Consider the following 18991-nt stretch of genomic DNA (forward strand, 5'->3'; position numbering starts at 1 on the left):
CGAATGCGGCTGCTGTTGGCTGTAAGCACCGTCTCCACGGTCGGCGCGGGCGGCCTCTCCGGGTGCGCTTACGACGATAGCTGCTACGACCGACGCCTCTGCCTCACGCCGCCGACGTCTCTCTGCGACGGCGACCCCAAGACGGCGCCGGCGCTCGACGAATGCGGGGTGTTCGTCAGCGCGTCGTCGGGTGACGACAGCAACCCCGGCACGAAGGGCGCGCCGGTGAAGTCCCTGCAGCATGCCATCGGGCTCGCCGCGAGCGGACGAGACCACGGCGAGGCGCCGACCCGGCGCGTGCTTGCGTGCGGCGGGACGTTCGAGGAGGAGATCTCGCTGCCTTCTGGGGTCGACCTCTGGGGCAGCCGCCTCTGTAATGACGGCGGCGATTGGTCGTATGAATGGTCGGGCATCGGGCCGAATGCGTCGACCGTCATCGCTCCGCCCGTGGGGATCCCGGTGCGGGTCCTCGGCGGGGACGATGCGGTCAACGCAGGGGACGACGCGATGTCGGTGATCTTCGGCGTGCGCGCCGTGGCGGCCGACGCCTCCGCGAGCGACCGCAAGTCGTCGATCGCGATGCTCCTGAGCTATGGAGCCAGGGCAATCGTGCGGGAGAGCGAGATCCTCGCAGGCGACGGTAAGGATGGAGAGCCGGGCGAGGACGCGCCGAGCTACCGTGCGAACGCCGGCGCTTTGGGGAACGACGGCGTGGATGCGTGTACGGCGAACATGGCGCCGGGCGCCCTTCCGGTCGTGACCGTGTGCGGCGAGGGGATCGAGTCGACGGGTGGCCAGGGGGGCGATGGAGGCCTCGCGACGGGCGATGATGGGACGTCAGGACTGCCGGAGCCGGTCGAGATTCCGGACAATCACGGCTCGGCTGGCACCGGCGCGTCCAGCATGCCGTGCACGGTTGGGGGCCGCGGAGCAGACGGCTCCGACGCGGAGCGCGCTGCCGGAGCGGCAAGCGCTGGCCTCCTGGGCGTCGAGGGATGGGTCGGCGCCCGCGGGAAGGACGGGAAGCCGGGCGGCGTCGGTCAGGGCGGCGGCGGGGGTGGCGGTGGCAAAGGGCGCGACCCCATGAACGCGTGTCCGGCGGGTCGGCCCCAGGGCGGTGCGGCCGGCGGATCGGGGGGCAGCGGCGGCTGCGGCGGCAAGGGGGGCAAAGGTGGCGACTACGGCGGTGCGAGCATCGGGATTGTGGCCTTGCAGGGAAGTGACCTCACGGTCGAGGACAGCAAGGTCCTCGGGGCCAAGGGCGGCAATGGTGGGGTCGGCGGAACGGGCCAGTGGGGCGGATTAGGCCCCGATGGCGGCCACGGTGGGCACAGTCTTGGGCCCGACTGGTCGCGAGGCTGCGCCGGAGGCGGTGGCGGCAACGGCGGCCGCGGGGGCGATGCCGGCGGCGGCCTCGGTGGCCACTCGCTCGGCATCGGCTCCGTGAGCGCCACCGTGACCCTTGGGTACAAGGCGACGGTCTTGCCCGGACAAGCCGGCACCGGGGGGCTTGGCGGCAATTCAACCCCGGAACGCCCGCTCGGCAAGGGGAACGATGGGACTGCGCAGTTCTGGTACCGGTTCGATGCGCCAGACCCGGAGCCGCCTCAATGAACTGCCCTGTGCGGGCGGCGCACGTCAGGAGACGCCCATGAGGAAGAGCACCGCTGGTACCTTCGTCCTTCTGTTGTCGCCGTGGGCCACTGGCTGCGGAACTGCTCCCGGCGTGAACGCCCCTGGCGTGACGCCGTGTGAAGGCACCTCGTGCGAGAACGAGCCGCCTCCCGAGTCGGTCTGCGTCGAGCACGTCGCCGCCGGAATCCTCGACGACGGCTGCGGCGTCTTCCTCGCCGGAAACGTCGGTGGCGGCGACGACAGGAACCCCGGCACGAAGGCGAAGCCGGTGTACACCGTCGCGCGCGCGATCGAACTCGCGCGCGCTGGACGGGGGCGCGTGTTCCTCTGCAACGAGGGATTCGTGGTGGATCAGATCAGGGTGCCCTCCGGCGTGGACCTCCTGGGGGGTTTCCACTGCCGGAAATGGGAGCGCGACCCCCTGCTCCCGCGGACCCAGTTTTCTCACGCTAGTGTCTTCGGCCCCATGGTGATCGTCGAGCCCGCGGGCCCCGAGGACACGGGGGCCGCGGACGGGGTGTCGACGCTCGCCGATCTCTACGTCCGGTCGGCGGGCCAGGTCGGAGTGCTCGTTCAGTCGAGCACGGCGATGGAGATCCTGCAGAGCGAGATCTCCGCCCGCGGTGGACTAAGAGGGGAGGCTGGCGAGAAGTGGCAGACCTCGCAACCCACTGGACCGGATGGCATGTTCGGTGGGGACGCTTGCTCGGCGGTCGTCGTCGCCGGCGGCCCTGCGGTCGTGAACCGGTGCGAGAGCGGGCTCACGAGCATCGGTGGCAAGGGAGGCGATGGGCTGCCCGACAGCGCCGAGGACGGAGGAGACGGGGAGCCCGCCGACCTTTTGCCGCCCGCACGCGGTGGTATCGGGGAGCGGGACAACGTCAGTTGCAGCAGCGGATCCGAGGGGGGCCCGGGGGCTCCGGGGACGCAAGGCGCGCCCGGCAAGGGCATCGGGCGCCTCACCGAGGCAGGATGGGAGGGCGACACGGGGGCCGAGGGGACCTGGGGCACGCCGGGCCAGGGCGGCGGCGGCGGCGGCGGTCGCTGGGGCGGGCTCGCCGTGTGCGGTGTGGCCTCCAAGGGAGGCCCAGCAGGCGGCTCGGGAGGGGCCGGCGGCTGCGGAGGCAGAGGAGGCCGCGGGGGAGCGAACGCACCGCCGTCCATCGGCATCCTCGTGCTTCACGCCCGGGTGACCGTGCGCGACACCAAGATCACGGCGGACTTTGGCGGCAATGGCGGCGACGGCGGGGAACCCCAGCGCGGCGGCATAGGCGGCCGAGGCGCACCGGGCGGAACGCTCGGGGATGAACTCGCCGCCTGCTTCGGCGGCCGAGGCGGCCAAGGAGGGCCCGGCGGATACGGCGGCCCGGGGCGCGGCGGCGACTCGATCGGCGTCGCCTACCTCGACGAGGACCAGCTCACGCTCGAGGGCGTCACCATCGAGACCGGACAGCCGGGCAAGGGCGGCACCAGCTGGAACCACGATGGCAGCATGACGGTTGGGGAGAGCGGCGAGGCCCACAAGACGCTTAGGTTTCCCGAATAGCCGCGGTCACGTCACAGGAGGACGGCGCGGATCTCGGCGAGGGCTACGAGGAGGCTTTGGGGTCCGAGTCCACGAGCCAACTTGCCAGGAAGCTGGAGGCCCAAGCGACCATGGAGGCTGGCGGCTCGCCTTCACCATCCCACCCAGCGACCAGCGCTTCGACTTCGCGGATGGCAACTTCGAGTTCGCGCTTGGAAGCGATGCCGCGGGGAGTCTTCGGCGGATCCATGAGCACCCGAATTTCTGCAAGCACTCTCAATATTTCTTCTTTGCGCAGTACCCCATCTGTTGTCACGCCTCCGAAGAAAACGCCCCGCGCCTCTGGCATCAGGCTCCACAAGATGTTGTAGAGCGCTGCCAGCACCTTGAGGACTGCGACGAATCGTCCTGTCAGGCTGCTCGCATCGACCTCTACCCCTGGCGTCCGCACTTCAGACGGCGAAGGGGGCACCCATTCATGACCGGCCGTAAACAGGCAATCGCACAGTCTAGCTTTTCCGAGAGCCCGTGGGTTCACCGCCACATCCGGCACGAGCACGGCACCGACCTCCGGCGGCATGCGTTCACAACCGAAGGTCGCTTCGATGTCGCGGGCGATCCACTCTGCGTATGGCAGCTCATCGTCCGATAGCTCGAAGTCGATATACGACTCACCAAACGTGACACTCTTTAGTGTTTCATCATCCGAATTTGCTACAAGCGCCGAATCATTCGGGCTTCGCGGAATGAAGAAATTCACACCACCAAAGACAACTCTAAATCTCTCTGGCTGCCTCACGAACTGGATCAGGCGCCAACCATAGACGATATAGTAAGGAACCAGGAAGCCAATGTGAAACCACAGCGTTCGGCCGCCGGTTGTATCTGGCAGAGAAACCGAAAAGGAGTAGGAAGCGTCCAGGGCCCCCGTAGGCAGGTGAAACGAATTATTCGTAACAATGCTAGAGGGGAATCGTTCTTCGATCCGACGCAGCAAGGCAGGCCAACGTTCGTCCGCTGCCGCGCGCCGCCGCGCGACCACCAGGCGGCCGTACTCTTCGGTTTCCTTGTAGCGCTGAATGTCGGCCTGCTCGATGACATCAATCCCACGTGGGTAATATCTGTAGACGACGTCCAGCAGCTCTCTAACACTGTGCTTCATAGCCGTACCGCCTCCGCCTTGAGATCGGGCGTAAACGCCTTCCTCTTTCTCCGTCCCATCCCTGCCTCCCTTTGCCTTCGGGGGTGTCTAGGGAAGCGGGGAGAATCAACCCATAAGCCTGGCACCGAGGCCCTCGTACTCTTTCTCTTTCTCAAACCGTTGACGTATCTCGGTCTTGAATCTCTCGCAGAATACACCAGGTGGAAGATCGGTAAGCCCTTCTTCGTAAAACTTTGCAGCTATCCGATTCACCAGATCGGCACTGATGATCGCCGCCCTCTCCGCCGAGATCGCCCCCCAAGTCTGGGTTCGCAATGGCATCCCGATGTGAACCGTGCACGCGTCGACGCCTCGGACGCCTCGTCTGAACACTAACCCCGCCGTCGCCTCCTGCCAACCACCTGCTACGGTCCCGTCGTAGGCTAAGGTCGTAACAAATTGAAACATCGACGGCTCGAACGCCGAGATGTTGCAACCCATCTGCGGAGTGCCGCTCTGCTGGCAGGGATCTGGCGGGCTCGTCGGGCTAGCTGTCGGCCTCTCCGAGCTGTCGCTCGGGCTTTCCTCCTCGTCTTCGTCGTCCGTTTTGTTGCACTGGATCTTGCGCTCGCTGCCGTACTCCGATCCGCTCGGCGGCTCCGCCCCGAAGTCCCCCGACGAGACGGAGGTGAAGACAGGAACGGGCGGCCCGACTGGTCCACCTGCACCTTCGCCCTTCACCCACTCCTCGCGGGGATAGCAGTCTCCTACCGTCCAGTTGCAGGCCGCCAGCATGCAGATGGCGACAGCCAGAATCGGAAACAGAATTCTTTTTGCGTTCACTTTATACTCCATCGAAGCACGGGACCGACGACGACAAGCACGGACACGTAACCTGGGAGCACGAGGCTGCTCCCGCCGACCCAATCCACATTGGCGCTCACCGACACGCCGAGCGGCCCTGCAACGTACGCGTTGGTTTGCGCATGCGCGCCTACCGCCATCCCGGCAACGTGCCCACACAATGTACTTCCGCAAGCCGGCATGAAGTAGAGCGCAACGGATGGGCCAGCGCTAAAATCGCCATTCTTCCAGCCATATCCGAGAGCGGCGACGGTGCTATTGTAGACACCGACCCCACCTATCTGGATTGGAGGCACGACGCTCAGAAGATCGTGAACATTTAATAGAATGTTGCCGTTGATGCGCCACGATATTCCCGCGTGCGGAGTCACCGCCAGGTGCGTCACGGTGCCAGCCTGGATCCCCCCGAAGCTAACTCCGGCACTCAGCTCGGATGCGTCTGCCTGCGTCGGAACGACACTGAGCAGGAGAGCGAACACTGCCGACGATGAGATCTGCCGGTCTGTCGTCCTCATCGTCTCCCTCACGGTCGTCCGAAACACGCGAGCAGCGTGGCGACGCGGGCCATTCTTCTGATCACAGGATCGGCGTCAAACGGAATCTAGACGAGAACACTACACCGGCCAGGGGTCGTACCGTCCAGAGCGTGCGCCAGCGCGCAGCGACCTGCGCGGCTCCAGCGCGTGTCGGCCTACGGGCGCCAGCTGCCTGCCCATGCCGCCGCGAGAGCGCGCTACCGGCCACGCGCCCCGGGATGCGCGTGTCGGCTGCAAGCCCGCCCCAGCGCGGCGCCGCGCGCAGGCAGCGGTGACCGCGCGCTGTGACGGCTACGTGCGTGGCGCGGCACGACATCGCTCGCGCTGCCACGCCGCCCGCGAGCGCGGCGCCTGACGGTGGCCTGCGGGGTCGGCGGCGACGACGCGCTAGCGCTCACGCGCCTGGAACTGCAGGACGTCGTTCGCGCGTCCGTGTCGGCGCGAGCGTCACACGTCGTGGCCCCATCGGCAGGCAGCCATGAGACCGGCTACGGATGACCCGCCAAGGCTCCGCGGGCCCCGCAGCCCGGACGATCCCGCAGGCCGCTCCGGTGCTCGAGGGCGTCGCCGCTGTTCTTCAGCGGCGCCTTCCAAGTGTTCCAGTTCGCGGCGCGATGTTGATCCACCTGGCCGCCGAACGAGTCTTGCCATGGCGGCCCCTGGAGGTCTGCAATTCTTGCGAGACTCGGACCTCGCTGCGAGGTCGGGATGCGAGCATCCCGACGTAGCCGCCTCCGTGCAACCCGCGCAGGAGAGCACAAGGGTGGCCGCAGGCCACCGACGCTTCGGCCCGCGCTACGCGAAGCGCTTGATGACCTCAGAGTGGAACTCCTCGATGACACGCGCGTCGCGCACGAGCGTGCCCCACTCCTCACGGAATGGCCTCGACGCATCGCCCCGGTACGAGAGCCAGTTGAAGCTGGTGATCACCATCAGGTCGCTGTCTTGGATGAGGACCTTCGCGTGGGTGTTCCCTAGCCGCCGCACGACTAGGTTCGGGAGGTCCTTGGCGGCCTGCTCCAACGCCCGGCGCGCTTCGGCGTCCCGCGGCTTCTCGCCTTCGTCCACGTCCCCGAGCCCAAAGCCGATCGAGACGCGAACCCCGCGTCCGCACGCCTTGTGAAGCCCCCGAAGGAACGCTTCGGTCACGACAGCATGACGGATCCAGGGCGAGAGGATGACTAGCCGCTGCTTGGCGTCCTTGACCGCGGCCTCGAGGATTCCTGGGTGTTCATAGACCGGGAGCGGCCGAACGAGGGCCTTGTTGAGGCCTGCCTCCACCGCCGAGAGCGTGCTCCGCGCACCCTCCTCCTTTTTCGCTGCCTCCGCTCTGGCCTCGTCCGTCCCCGCCAACGCATGGGCGACGGCGGCCTTGTCGATGGCCGACCGTGTCGACGTGATCTGCGCCACGTCCCTGCGCAGCGCGCTCGCGGCCTCGAGCAGCTCGGCCGCGCGCCCCGCGAGGGGACCGTCGAGCCGAGGCATGCTGGACTTGTCTCGAAGCCCGTCGAACATGGCCTGCCGCTCCGGGCCACCACCGCGCGCGAACGCGAGCTCGTGCTCCTGCGAGAGGCGGCCCTCGATCGCGAATCCGACCTGAATCTCGTCTCCCTCGACGGCGCGGTAGAAGAGCGCGAGCGCGGGCAGGTACATGCGGTAGCGCTTCTCGACGGTCTGGATGCGCAGGACCTGTCGCTCCGAGCGGGCCGCGCTCGCCGCCAAGCGCACGACCTCCGAGACCTCGGCTGCCCCTAGCTCGCCGGCCTCTGGTGGGCGCGCAGGGATGGCGCGAATGGCTGTGATGCCTTGCTCCCTGAGGTCACTTGGGCGAAGGAGCTGCGTGTCCCCGAACCACTTCGGTCGCCGCAGCAGGCCGTCGTACGGGAACCACACGGTCTGCTCCGCGGGCGAAACGAGTTCTCGCTCGCTCAGGAGCTCGCGCCCGCGGTCGGTGACGGAGAGGCGCTCGCCGCCGGCGCTCGTCCGAATCGCCTCCTGGCGCACAAGATCGGCCAGTGTCGTCGCAACGATTCGACGGGGCAAGCCGAGGATGCCCTCGATTTGCGCCACCGTCTCCAGGCCCGCGACCATCGCGCGCAGCACGAACTCCTCGATACAGCTTCGCTCCTGCCGCTCTTGGACGAGCGCCATGGCGTGGACGCTGAAGATTGGGAGGCCGACCTCGCGATAGGTCACGAGCTCGTATCCGGCCCGGACGTCGAGCCGCTTGGCGATTTCATCGGCCCTCATGCTGAGCCTCCTCGATCGAGCAATCCGCCGGATGGGCGTCGATGTACTCGAGCACGACACGGAGGGGGTTCGGGCTCCGCGCCGACCGGCAGAACACGTGATCGCCGACGATCACGAGGCCCTGGCGCCCCCGGGAGAGCGCAACGTTCATTCGCCGCGCATCGCGGAGGAAGCCGATCTGCCCGCGGTCGTTCGACCGCGTCACCGAGTAGACGCAGATGTCTGCCTCACGGCCCTGGAACGCGTCGACGGTGTTACACTCGAGTGAGAGGGCAGTGACGTCCTTCTGAAGGAGCGCAAGCGCCCGTTCCAGCTCGACGCACTGGCCGGCGTAGCCTGTGATGACGGCGACGCGCAGCTGCCTGCTCGCCGCTTTCGCGATGAAGTTCAGGCGCCGGAGCCACTGGCCGATGAAGCGGGCCTCGGCCAGGTTCTTGATCGAGCCGTTCGACGCCGTCTCGTGGTGGCCCGGCAGCTTCGCGGTGGTGAACCACGTGACCGGGCTTGGGAGCGCGGCCGCGAGCGCGCGTCCGTCATCCTCGCGCACGCTCTTGAGCTTCCCCTCATAGAAACAGGTGCTGATCAGGTTGCCGATCGGGCGGACCATCCGGTGCTGCGTCGTGAGCGACGCGACGCAGGCGGGCGGGAGGGACGCCACGAACCGGTCCAGCAGCGTCGTCTGGAACGACTCGCGGTCCAACCCGTACTCGTCGAGCAGCTTCGGATCCTCTAGGAGGTCCTCGACGAACGGGGGCAGCTGCTGCGTGTCTCCGACGAGGATCCACCGCTTGGCGCGCGACAGCGGCACGAGCAACTCGGTGGCGGTGGCCTTCGACGCCTCGTCGACGATGCACACGTCGAACTCGGCGGAAAGGATGCCAGGGACGCGCGCGAAGCCGAGGCAGGTGCCCGCGACCACCGACGAAGTCGCCACCATCGCCGCGTAGAACTCGCGAGAAGACGAGAACCGCAGCTGCCACTCTTCAGCGAGGCGGATCAGGGCGTGCACCTTGCGGTCCGCGTCGCTCCCCGCGAGGAGCCCCTGCTCCCACTCCGCGAGATCCGCCGTCGCCGCCTCCGCGAGCTGGCTGCCTAGCTCCCCGATGGCCGCGAGCCGTCGGGCCGCTTCCCGCCGGCGCGCGCCGACGGTCTTCCGCTGCTCGATCAGGTTGCGTACCTCGTCGCGGACCTCCTCGAGCGCCTCCGTCGTCTCGTGGTAGCCGTCGGCCACGTGACCGGCTTGGGCGACCTTCACGCCCCGCTCGAGTTCGTCGACGCGCCGCTCGCACTCGGCGAGCCGTGCTTCGACGCGATCGAGCTCCGCGGACTCGACCCGTAGGCGTCCCGCGGACATCCCCATCGCAATGTCCTGCCGGTTGACGCCGAGCTCCTTGGCGATTGCGGAGAGGAACGCCTCGGACGCCTTCGCGACGTCCTCGCGCCATCGCGTCGCCACGTGGTCGATGGTCAGCTCGCGGACCTTGGGGGAGACGCGATCATCGTCGCGCTGCGCGACGCGCAGGATCCGCGCGCTCGGCTCGAGTACGTGCAGGCGCTCGAGGGCGTTGTCGAGCGCGACATGAGTTTGCGAGGTTAGCAGCACTTTGCACTCGGGCGACTGCCGCAAGAGCTGCACCACAAGCTCGGTGATGAAGCGCGTCTTCCCGGTCCCGGGCGGGCCCTGGACGACGAGGACGTCGAACGCCGCCAGGGCCATCTTGACGGCCGTCTTCTTGTCGTCGTCGAAGTCGCTCTGAGCCCACTCTAGGTCCCCTCCGACATTCGGAGGCCGGGCTTGCGACGGGTCGAGGATGACGTCGCGGAGCGCGGGGCGCACCGAGCGCCCGTAGCGAACCGCGTCGAGGGCGCCCTTTTGCCGGTCGAGCGCGATGCGGCTCGCCCGGTTGTCGAAGACTATTTGCCCCTGATCGGGGAGCGACTCGGACACGCCCCGCTCGACCCAGAGGGCGACCATTGATGGGGTAAACTCGTCGACGACGCCGGACGCGAGCGTCCGTTGGTCTCGGCGAACCATTCGTGGCTGCTCGATGACGACGGCGTCCGGCAGCGAGGTCACGGCGAAGTAGATACGATTTCCCTCGACTCGGTAGGAGCTGTAGGGGACGGGCGCGTAGCGCCCGTCCTCGACGGTCTGACGAAACCTGAGCGTGTTGGACCACTCCTTCAGCAGTTTCTCGCCCTTGCGGTCGCGGCGCGCGTCGGCGTCGTCGATCTCGTGCTGCTCGAGCGCGTCCACCAGCCAGCGGACCATGGCGACGCCGTCGACGCCCGCTGGTACGCGGTCGAACGCGAACGGGAAGGGCGGGCGGAACCCGTACTCGCTGTGCGCCTCGCCTTCGACGGATTCGTCCGGCCAAGCGCTCAGGACGACGAGGTGATCGCCCAACCGGCTATCGACACCAAGGTGGAGCTTGAACTGAGCCGTGCGACCGAGGAACTGGTGCGGGACTTTCCGCCCAGTCTCTCGCTCGCGCCAGAAGAACAGCACCAGGGACTCGCAGACGTCCCGCGCGAGCAGCGCCTTGACGCGGCGCTCGTCGCTCTGATCTAGCCGCTCGCAGAGCTTTGCGACCGCCTGCGGTAGCGCCGAGACGTAGCAGGCGCGCGCGCTGCCTTCTGCCGCGCGCGCTCGAGTGCGGACGGCGTCGAGCGCCGTCTGCAGCTCGACGACGTCCCGGAACCGATCGGCCGGGTTGGCGGCGAGGGCGCGGCGCAGGACGTCTCGGACCTCAGCCGGTCCCGCGAACGCCTCGAGCGCCTTGCCGACGTGCTCATGCGCCGTGAAGTCGGTGCCGCTGAGGCACCGCAGCGCCAGGACGGCGAACGAGTAGGCGTCGCGCGCGCCGTGGGCGTTCCCCTCATCGAACGGCGCGTACGGCTCCGACTTGTACTGCGCGAGCGTTGGCGCGCCTGGAGCCGGAGGCGACGCCAGGAGCTTCGCGATCCCGAAGTCCGTGATCTTCGGCGTACCCTGGTCGTCGAACAGGATGTTCCCCGGCTTGAAGTCCCGATGGACGATGCCTTTGGTCAGCGCGTAGAGGAGCGCATCAAGCAGGGGTCGACCGATGCGCTCATAGAACTCGCCCCAGTCGCGCGGTGGCGTGGTGGCGAGCCAGCCTGAGAAGTCGTTTTCGAGCCACTCGAGGACCATGTACGGCGGGTCGTAGTGCGGGTCGAAGTCGATGATCTTGACGATGTTGGGGTGCTCCAGCGCTTGGAGGGCAGCGAGCTCGCGGGCGAAGGCCTCCCGCACGATCCTGTCGTCGCGGACGCGGCTGCTCTTCACGAACTTCACCGCGACGGTCTTAAGCCCGTCCTGCACGTCGGCGCCTTTGCGGATCTCCGCCATGCCCCCTACGCGTGGCTCCCCCGCTGCCAGAGCGAAGCGACCCCCGACCATCGTCATTGGAGCAGCGTACCGAGACGGCTCCGCTTTTCCAAGGCGGCCCGTCGTGCAAGGTGGACGACGGCGGCCCCGAGTCCGTACCCAAGGACCTCGACGCCGGCTAGGCGTGGGGCGGCACCCCGACCGACGCCCGCGCCGCGGCGAAGGACCGCGCCGATCGACTCCGGCGCCATGTGATCGATGGCGGCCGCGCCGAATTCCTCCTCGTCGAGTTGCTGGATGGTGAACGATCACAGCCCCGAGCGCGGGCCCCATGCGCAGCGATCCGAAGCCGGGCCCTTGACGACCCGCGACCACTAGGACCGCACAGACGCGCCCCGATGGCCCGCGCGCGGCCTCCCCGACCTCTGCCGGCTAGCCGCCGCCCCTGCCGGGCACAGCCGCCAACCATTCGAAACTGTTTAGTATTGTTTCTGCGTGTGGAAATTGTTTCCCCCTTGCAGAACGTCTCGCCAAAGACGCTCGCCGCGCGCAACACGCGGCGCTCCTCGACGCCTAGCGCCCCGAGCCGCGCCTGCACCAGCGCGAGCGCCGTCTCGGGCATGCCCTCACCCTTGCCCTCGGCCACCGCGCGAATCTGCTCCTCCAGCACGAATGCATTGCCCTCGGCGCGCGCGACGAGCGCATCCACCTGCTCTGGCCCTGCGCCATCGCCGAGCACCTCCCGCACGAGCCGCTCGCTCTCACGCCGGGACAGCGGCGCAAGGCGGATCCGGAGCCCGTGACGCTCGCTCCAGAGCGTCGGGAAGAGCTCGTGGACCTCCGGACGGGCGAGCGCCAGCACGAAGAACGGCAGATTGCCGGCGCGCTGGAGCGCGGCGTCGACGATCGTCACAGTGGGCAGGTCGCCCCAGTGCAGATCCTCCAGCACGAGGAGCACCGGCTGCTCTTGGCACTCGGCCTGAATGAAGTCCTCGAACGCCTCGCGGAGGCGATCCCCCATCAGCACGGGGCTCTGGCGCGCCGCCTGGAGCTGCACATCGCCCTCGTCGGAGAAGGGCGCCCCCACCAGCTCGCCGAGGAACGCCGCGACGTGTGAGGCCTTGGCCCCGAGCTCGCCGAGCCGCTCCACCCGGGCGAGCACCTTGCGCCGCCGCACCTCCAGCGGCTCGCCCTCGAGGATGCCCATGGCGCGGCGGAGCGCCTGGGCGAGGAGGCCGAACGCAGAGCCCGCCGCCATCGGATCGGCCCTGCCGATCCAGACCTCGGCGGCCTCGCTCCGCTCGCGGAGGAACTCCCAGGCGAGGCGCGACTTACCTAGCCCGGGGGCGCCGACGACGACCACGGCGCTCGCAGCAGGCTCGTCCACGCAATGGCGCCACTCGGCCGCGAGCTGCAAAAGCTCGCGCTCGCGCCCCACGCACGGCGTCGGCTTGCCGAGGAGTCGAGGGACGGTGTCCGGCTCCTCCTTCGAGCCGCGGAGCCAGGCGCCTTCGTCCGCCTGCGTGATATCGAAGGACCTGGCGAGCAGGCCTGCCATCGCGCCGTCGAGCCGGATGCCCGACTCTGGCAACCGAGCGCGCTGCGGGAAGGTCTGTACGACGCGGTCGATCAGCGCCCCCACCGGCAGCCGCCCGGCGACCTCGGCCATCCCCGTGGCGATGGACATGGGCACACCGCCGAGCTCGACCCGCAGCGCGAACGCGCAATGGGCCGCACGCGCGGCGAGATCGGTCGGGGCCTCGGCGCCGGACAGCGCGATGAGCAGCCACCGCGACTGAAGCAGCTCGAGGCGTCCGCCGTGACGCGCGGCAATCTGACGCAGCACCTCTGTGCGAGAGGCGCACTCGGCCTCCGAGAGCGTGGCGTCCGCCTCCGCGCTGCTATCAGCGGCCAGAATGACGCAGATAACCCGGCGCTCCGCCGTCGTGATCTCCACGCTCGGCGCGGGCGGCTCCGCCGTCTCGCCCTCTCCGCTGGGGAGCGCTGCGCGCGCCAGGGTTGCGAGCTCCTCGGCAACAGCGGCGCCATCGCGCGGCCGGCGCTCCGCCGATTTCGACAACATCCGGGCCACGAGGCGCTCGAGAGGCTCCGGGAGACCGTCGCGGAGCTCCCCGAGCCGTGGCGGATCTTCCAGCACGACCTTCACGAGGAGCGAGAGCGCGTTGTCGCCGAGGAACGGCGGGCGCCCCGCGAGGCACTCGAACAGCATGCAGCCGAGCGCGAACACATCGGCGCGGGCGTCGACCGGCGACTCACCGCGCGCCTGCTCGGGTGCCATGTACCCGGGTGTGCCGAGGATCGCGCCGGGCGCTGTCAGGCTCCGTGCGATCCGGACATCCCGAGCAATGCCGAAGTCGAGGAGCGTGGCGCGCTCGCCCGCGCCGCCCACCAGCATCAGGTTGCTCGGCTTTAGATCGCGGTGAACGATGCCGAGCTGGTGGACCGCGCCGAGCGTCGTCGCCACCCGTGCTGCCAGGGTCACGCTCTCGGCAATCGAGAGCGGTCCTTGAGCGAGCCTCTCTTCCAGGGTGATGCCGTCGAGCCACTCCATGGCAAGGTAGGGCCGCCCGGCGGCGGTCATTCCGTGCGCCACGTACTGCACGACCCCTGGCAGCCGGAGCGTGACGAGCGCCCCAGCCTCCCGCGAGAGCCGGGTCAGATCGCGTACGTTCGTGCTATGCAGCACCTTCAGCGCGACCACCTCCCCCGACAGCCGGTCCCGCGCACGGTAGACGTCGCCCCCCCCACCCGATCCGGCGAGCCGCTCGATCTCGAACCGATCCTCGACCACGTCCGAAGCGCGCATCACCGTTCCTATGTAGTTCGCGCGATCCCCCGGATGCCTGCGTATCGCGCGCGACCAGCACACGTCACCACAAAACCAAGGTGACTTCCATCATCTGAGAGCGTTGGGTTCCCCTCGATGCCCCGGCTCCGCATGCCCCGACAAGCCGCAACGCTCTCCCGTCCTTCATCAAAGCCGTAGGCCCTCGCGGAGGGAGCCCGCCGCGGGGCGCGCGCACGGGCTGTTGTCTGAGCCCATTTGACGTCCTGTGTCCGGCGCGCGCAGCGCGACGGGCACAGGACGTCTCAGGCGAGTTCAGCCCGTGCGCGCGCCCCGCGGCGGGCTCCCTCCGCGAGGGCCGGGCCTATCTCGATACCGTACTACTCCGTAGCCGCCGCCTCCCCTGCCCCGGCCGCCGCCGCAGCCGCCACCTCCAGCTCGCAGCGCACCACCTGGACCTCACCGTCCGCCAGCTCCGCCCGCTCCACGAGCTCGTGCGCCCCTGCCCGCACCGCCGCGAGCACGTCTCCCAGCGCCGGCTTCAGCCGCGCCAGCGTCGCCGCGTTCGCCCCCAGCGCCAGATGCGTCACCACGCGCCCCACGCTCGCGCCCAGCTCGCTCTTCCGCTTGTTGACCGCCGCCATCGCCGCAGCCGCCAGCTCCAGGAGCCCCGCGTCCGCAGGCGCCGCGACCTCCGCGAAATCCCCCGCCGCCGGCCACTTCGCCCGGTGGATCGACCGCTGCCCCGTCTCCTCCGCGTACACCCAGGCCCAGACCTCGTCGGTGATGTACGGAAGCACCGGCGCGAACAGCCGCAGCAGCACCGAGAGCCCGAGCCGCAGCGCAGCCACCGCCGAGCCCCGCGCCGCGTCGCCAGCGCCGCCCTCGCCGCGCGCACGCGCCTTCGCCAGCTCCAGGTACGCGTCGGTGAACCAGCGCCAGAAGAAATCCTCCGTCCGCTCGAGCGCCGCCGCGAACTCCTGCGCCTCGAACGAGCGCGTCGCGTCCGCCACCACCGCCGACAGCTTGTGCAAGAACGCCCGGTCGAGCTCCTCGGAGACCGGATGGACCTCCGCAGACTGGCTGAGCACGTACTTGCCCGCATTCCAGACCTTCGTCACGAGCCGCTTGCCGATCTTCAGCACCTTCTCGTCGAACGCCGTGTCCGTGCCGAGCCGCGCGCTCGCCGACCAGTAGCGGACCGCATCCGACGAGTAGTTGTCGAGCAGGTGCATCGGCGTCACGACATTGCCCTTGCTCTTTGACATCTTCTTGCGATCGGGGTCCAGGATCCACCCCGAGATCGCGATATGACGCCACGGCACCGACGCCTCGTGCAGCATCGCCTTCGCGATCGTGTAGAACGCCCACGTCCGGATGATGTCGTGCGCCTGCGGGCGCAGATCGGCCGGGAACAGCCGCGCGTGGCGCCCCTCGTCGAGGCCCCAGTGCGAGCTGATCTGCGGCGTGAGCGAGCTCGTGAACCACGTGTCGAACACGTCGGACTCCGCCGTGAAGCCGCCCGGCTTGTCCCGCTGGGACGCGTCGTACCCGGGCGGCACGTCGACCGTCGGATCGACTGGGAGCATCTCGCGCGTCGCGAGCAGCGGCCTACCGTGATCCGGGTTGCCCTCGGCGTCGAGCGGATACCAGACCGGGAACTGCACGCCGAAATACCGCTGGCGGCTGATGCACCAGTCGCCCTGGAGCCCCTCGGTCCAGTTGCGGTACCTGAGGCGCATGAAATCCGGGTGCCACTCGATCTTGTCGCCGAACTCGAGGAGCTTTTCCTTCTTGTCCGCGAGCCGCACGAACCACTGCCGCGTGGGCACGAACTCGAGCGGCTGATCGCCCTTCTCGAAGAACTTCACCGCCCGCTCGATCGGCTTCGGTTCGCCCCGCAGCGCCGGGCCCGTACCCACCACCGCCGCGTGCTCGTCGCGGCGGAGCAGCTCGACAACGGCCGCGCGCGCCTGCTTCACCCCCTTGCCCTGGAGCGGGGCATACGCCGCGTTCGCGGCGGCCGGATCGCGGCTCTGCCAGTCGCCCTCCCCGAACGTCACCGGGAGGACACGGCCGTTCTTGCCGAGCATCTGGCGGAGAGGAAGCTTCTGCTCCCGCCACCAGATCACGTCCGTCGCGTCCCCGAAGGTGCAGACCATCAGGATGCCCGTGCCCTTCTCGCGATCCACGAGCGTGCTCGGGAAGATCGGCACCGGCGCGCGGAAGATCGGCGTGAGCGCCGTCTTGCCGAAGAGGTGCTGATACCGCGGATCCTCGGGGTGCGCCGTCACGCCGACGCAGGCCGCGAGCAGCTCCGGGCGCGTCGTCGCGATGACGAGCTGCTCGCCCGTGCCCTCCACCGCGAACGCGATGTCGTGGAACGCGCCGGACTGCGGGCGATCCTCGACCTCCGCCTGCGCGACCGCGGTCTGGAAATCGACGTCCCACATCGTGGGCGCGAAGACCGAGTAGAGGTGGCCCTTCTCGTGCAGATCCAGGAACGACAGCTGCGCCGTCCTGCGGCAGTGATCATCGATGGTGGCATACTCGTACTGCCAGTCGACCGAGAGGCCCACCCGGCGGAAGAGCGCCTTGAAGACCTGCTCGTCCTCGCGCGTGACCTTGTGGCAGAGCTCGATGAAGTTCGGCCGCGACACGATGCGCGGCGGCTCCTTCTTGAGCGCCTCCGGCGCCGCCTGCGGCAGCGAGAGGCCGCGCTCGTACGGCGTGCGCACGTCCGTGCGGACGTGGAAATAGTTCTGCACGCGCCGCTCGGTGGGCAGGCCGTTGTCGTCCCAGCCCATGGGATAGAAGATGTTGAACCCGAGCATCCGGCGCTGCCGGACGATGACGTCCGTGTGCGTGTAGCTGAAGACGTGGCCGATGTGCAGCGAGCCCGAGGCGGTCGGCGGAGGCGTGTCGACCACGAAGGTCTCCTCGCGGGGGCGCGAGGGGTCATAACGGTACGTCCCGTCGGCCTCCCACGCGTCGGCCAGGCGCTGCTCGGCGACGGGCGAGTCGAAATGCTTCGGGAGCGTCGCTGGATCGATGGTGCGGAACGTCTTCTTGGTCGTCACGTGATCACCTGCAGAACTGACCCCGCAGGTACCGCCCGCGGGGGCGCGCATCCTACGTCGTACCCAGGGTAACGCTCAAGGCGCGCCGCGTCACCGGAGGGCGATCCACGCTCGAGTCCGCCCGAGATCGGCGGCTCCATCCTGGAGAGCCCGGCGGCTCCATCGCGGCGCTCGACCTCGATGCGCTCGACGCGCCCGCCGAGGCGGCGGCTCCGTCGTAGCGCTCGGCGTGGACGCGCCCGCCGAAGCGGCGGCTCAGTCGTAGCGCTCGACGTCGACGCGCCAGCCGAGGCGGCGGCTCAGTCGTAGCGCTCGACGTGGACGTGCTTGCGGGGGACGCCGAGCTCGCCGCGGGCGAGCTCGCGGACGAGCGAGACCATCCGATCGAGGCCGCAGATGAAGACGTGCGGGGCCGGATCCCCGCTCACCCCGGCCAGCTCCCGGTAGAGCTCGGGCACGTGCGCTTGCACGTAGCCGCGGCGGCCCGGCCAGGACGGGCCGCCGCGCGAGAGCGTGATCTCGTAGCGGATCCGGTCCGAGCCGCGCGCGAGCGCCTCGATCTCGTCGCGGTAGATGACGTCGTCCTCGAAGCGCGCGCCGAACAGGACCCACAGGTGCGCGGCCGCCCCTGCGCGCAGCGACGCGTGCAGCATGCTCCGGAGCGGCGTGACGCCGGTGCCGGTGGCGACGAACAGCGAGGGCGCTGGGCTCTCGGGATCGCGCGTGAAGAGCCCGTGCGGGCCGACGGCGCGGAGCGTCGCGCCGGGCTCCAGCCGGTGCAGGTACTCCGAGCCGGCCCCGCCCTCCACCCGGGTGACCGCCAGATCGAAGCGAGGCGAGCCGTCGGGCGCAGAGGCGATCGAGTAGGCGCGCTTCGCCTCACCGCCCGGGAGCGGGAGGACGAGGTTGACCCATTGCCCGGCCTCGAACAGGAACGCCCTGCCGTCAGTGCGCTCGAACGAGAGCTCTCGCACGAAGGGGCTGAGAGGCCGGACGGCGACGAGGCGGGCTTCGAACGGTTCGGCTTGGATCATGATGGGGCCTCTGCGGGGCCACAGGCTGCCGGGCCGCGCGGGTGGCGAGGTCTTACCGCAGCCCTCGCCCTGGCCCAATCACGATCGGAGCCGTCATGGCGCCGCCGGACGGCGTGGAGTCGCGGAAGTCTAGGCCTTCCGGCTCCACGCCGCCGGCGCGCACGGCCGGGCCACCGCCCGTTGGCGGCGCTCCGGCGCCGGAGCGGCAGCGGATCTACCGCTGCACGCCCATGCGCCGGCGCTGCGGGATGTTCAGCGCCGGCCGGGAGCGGTCCTGGTGGGGGAGCTTGCTCGGCGGGCGGGGCTCCCTGTGTGCGGGCTTCGGCGCGGGGACAGGCCCCGTCTGCGGCGGGCGCCGGTCGGGCGTCTTGGCCGAGCCGAGCTCCAGTGTGTGCTCGGGGAGATGCGCGGGTCGCTCCGTCATGGAATCCTCCATTCGATCACTCATCACCACGGCAGAAAGAGCACCAAGGCTGAACGAACCCTTCGAAGAACTGACTCTCATACACCCTCCATTCATCGTACGACCCCGGATTGCAGGCACACCGATGCCGCGACGGACGCTGGCCATGGACGCCGCCCAAAGGCCGCTCGACTGGCGCTCTCGCGCGATGGACGCACCTCCACGCATCGCCCGGGCAGGGCGGTCCGCATCACCACACGCCCCCTCGCAAGGCGCCTCAGCGCCTCGCCGTCAGAGGAGATGGCGAGTCGGCCCGCCGCGCCCCGAACCATCCGGCTCGGTGCTTCGCGCGAGCGGCCAGCGAGCGA

Annotated in this window: 9 protein-coding genes and 1 pseudogene; 2 read left to right on the forward strand and 8 right to left on the reverse strand. The window is 69.1% G+C overall.

The window, feature by feature from the left end; translation table 11 throughout:
* Nucleotides 1–3: 3 nt before the first annotated feature.
* Nucleotides 4–1614: a hypothetical protein gene (locus tag WMF19_RS29120; protein ID WP_437893331.1), complete on the forward strand. Its 1611-nt coding sequence runs from the start codon at nucleotides 4–6 to the stop codon at nucleotides 1612–1614.
* Between the two features lie 37 nt (nucleotides 1615–1651).
* Nucleotides 1652–3181, forward strand: coding sequence for a hypothetical protein (locus WMF19_RS29125; protein WP_437893332.1), 1530 nt, complete (start codon nucleotides 1652–1654; stop codon nucleotides 3179–3181).
* 43 nt (nucleotides 3182–3224) lie between these two features.
* Here WMF19_RS29125 and WMF19_RS29130 read toward each other — a convergent pair whose 3' ends face one another.
* From WMF19_RS29130 to WMF19_RS29165, 8 genes and pseudogenes are all read right to left on the reverse strand, one after another.
* Entirely contained in the window at nucleotides 3225–4322 is a 1098-nt protein-coding gene (locus tag WMF19_RS29130) for a hypothetical protein (RefSeq protein WP_437893333.1), read from the reverse strand.
* Between the two features lie 105 nt (nucleotides 4323–4427).
* The gene (locus WMF19_RS29135; RefSeq protein ID WP_437893334.1) at nucleotides 4428–5144 is read right to left on the reverse strand and encodes a hypothetical protein; all 717 of its coding nucleotides are present in this window, start codon (nucleotides 5142–5144) and stop codon (nucleotides 4428–4430) included.
* Nucleotides 5145–6496: 1352 nt separating this feature from the next.
* A complete protein-coding gene (locus tag WMF19_RS29140) occupies nucleotides 6497–7951 on the reverse strand; it encodes a hypothetical protein (protein WP_437893335.1) in 1455 nt (484 codons plus the stop codon).
* A complete protein-coding gene (locus tag WMF19_RS29145; protein WP_437893336.1) occupies nucleotides 7938–11321 on the reverse strand; it encodes an AAA domain-containing protein in 3384 nt (1127 codons plus the stop codon). Before WMF19_RS29145 ends, WMF19_RS29140 begins: the two co-directional genes overlap by 14 nt.
* Before the next feature lie 490 nt (nucleotides 11322–11811).
* Nucleotides 11812–14127 (reverse strand): annotated as a pseudogene (locus WMF19_RS29150) (protein kinase domain-containing protein); the annotation flags it as partial.
* Between the two features lie 359 nt (nucleotides 14128–14486).
* Nucleotides 14487–17186: a valine--tRNA ligase gene (gene valS / locus WMF19_RS29155; RefSeq protein ID WP_437893337.1), complete on the reverse strand. Its 2700-nt coding sequence runs from the start codon at nucleotides 17184–17186 to the stop codon at nucleotides 14487–14489.
* A 299-nt stretch (nucleotides 17187–17485) separates the two neighbouring features.
* On the reverse strand, nucleotides 17486–18220 hold the full coding sequence (locus WMF19_RS29160; protein ID WP_437893338.1) for a ferredoxin--NADP reductase: 735 nt from the start codon (nucleotides 18218–18220) through the stop codon (nucleotides 17486–17488).
* Between the two features lie 214 nt (nucleotides 18221–18434).
* Nucleotides 18435–18644 (reverse strand): hypothetical protein, encoded by a 210-nt coding sequence (locus WMF19_RS29165; RefSeq protein ID WP_437893339.1) that lies wholly within the window; start codon nucleotides 18642–18644, stop codon nucleotides 18435–18437.
* Nucleotides 18645–18991 lie beyond the last annotated feature (347 nt).

Source organism: Sorangium sp. So ce124 (assembly GCF_051525235.1).
Taxonomy (GTDB): Bacteria; Myxococcota_A; Polyangia; order Polyangiales; family Polyangiaceae; genus Sorangium; species Sorangium atrum.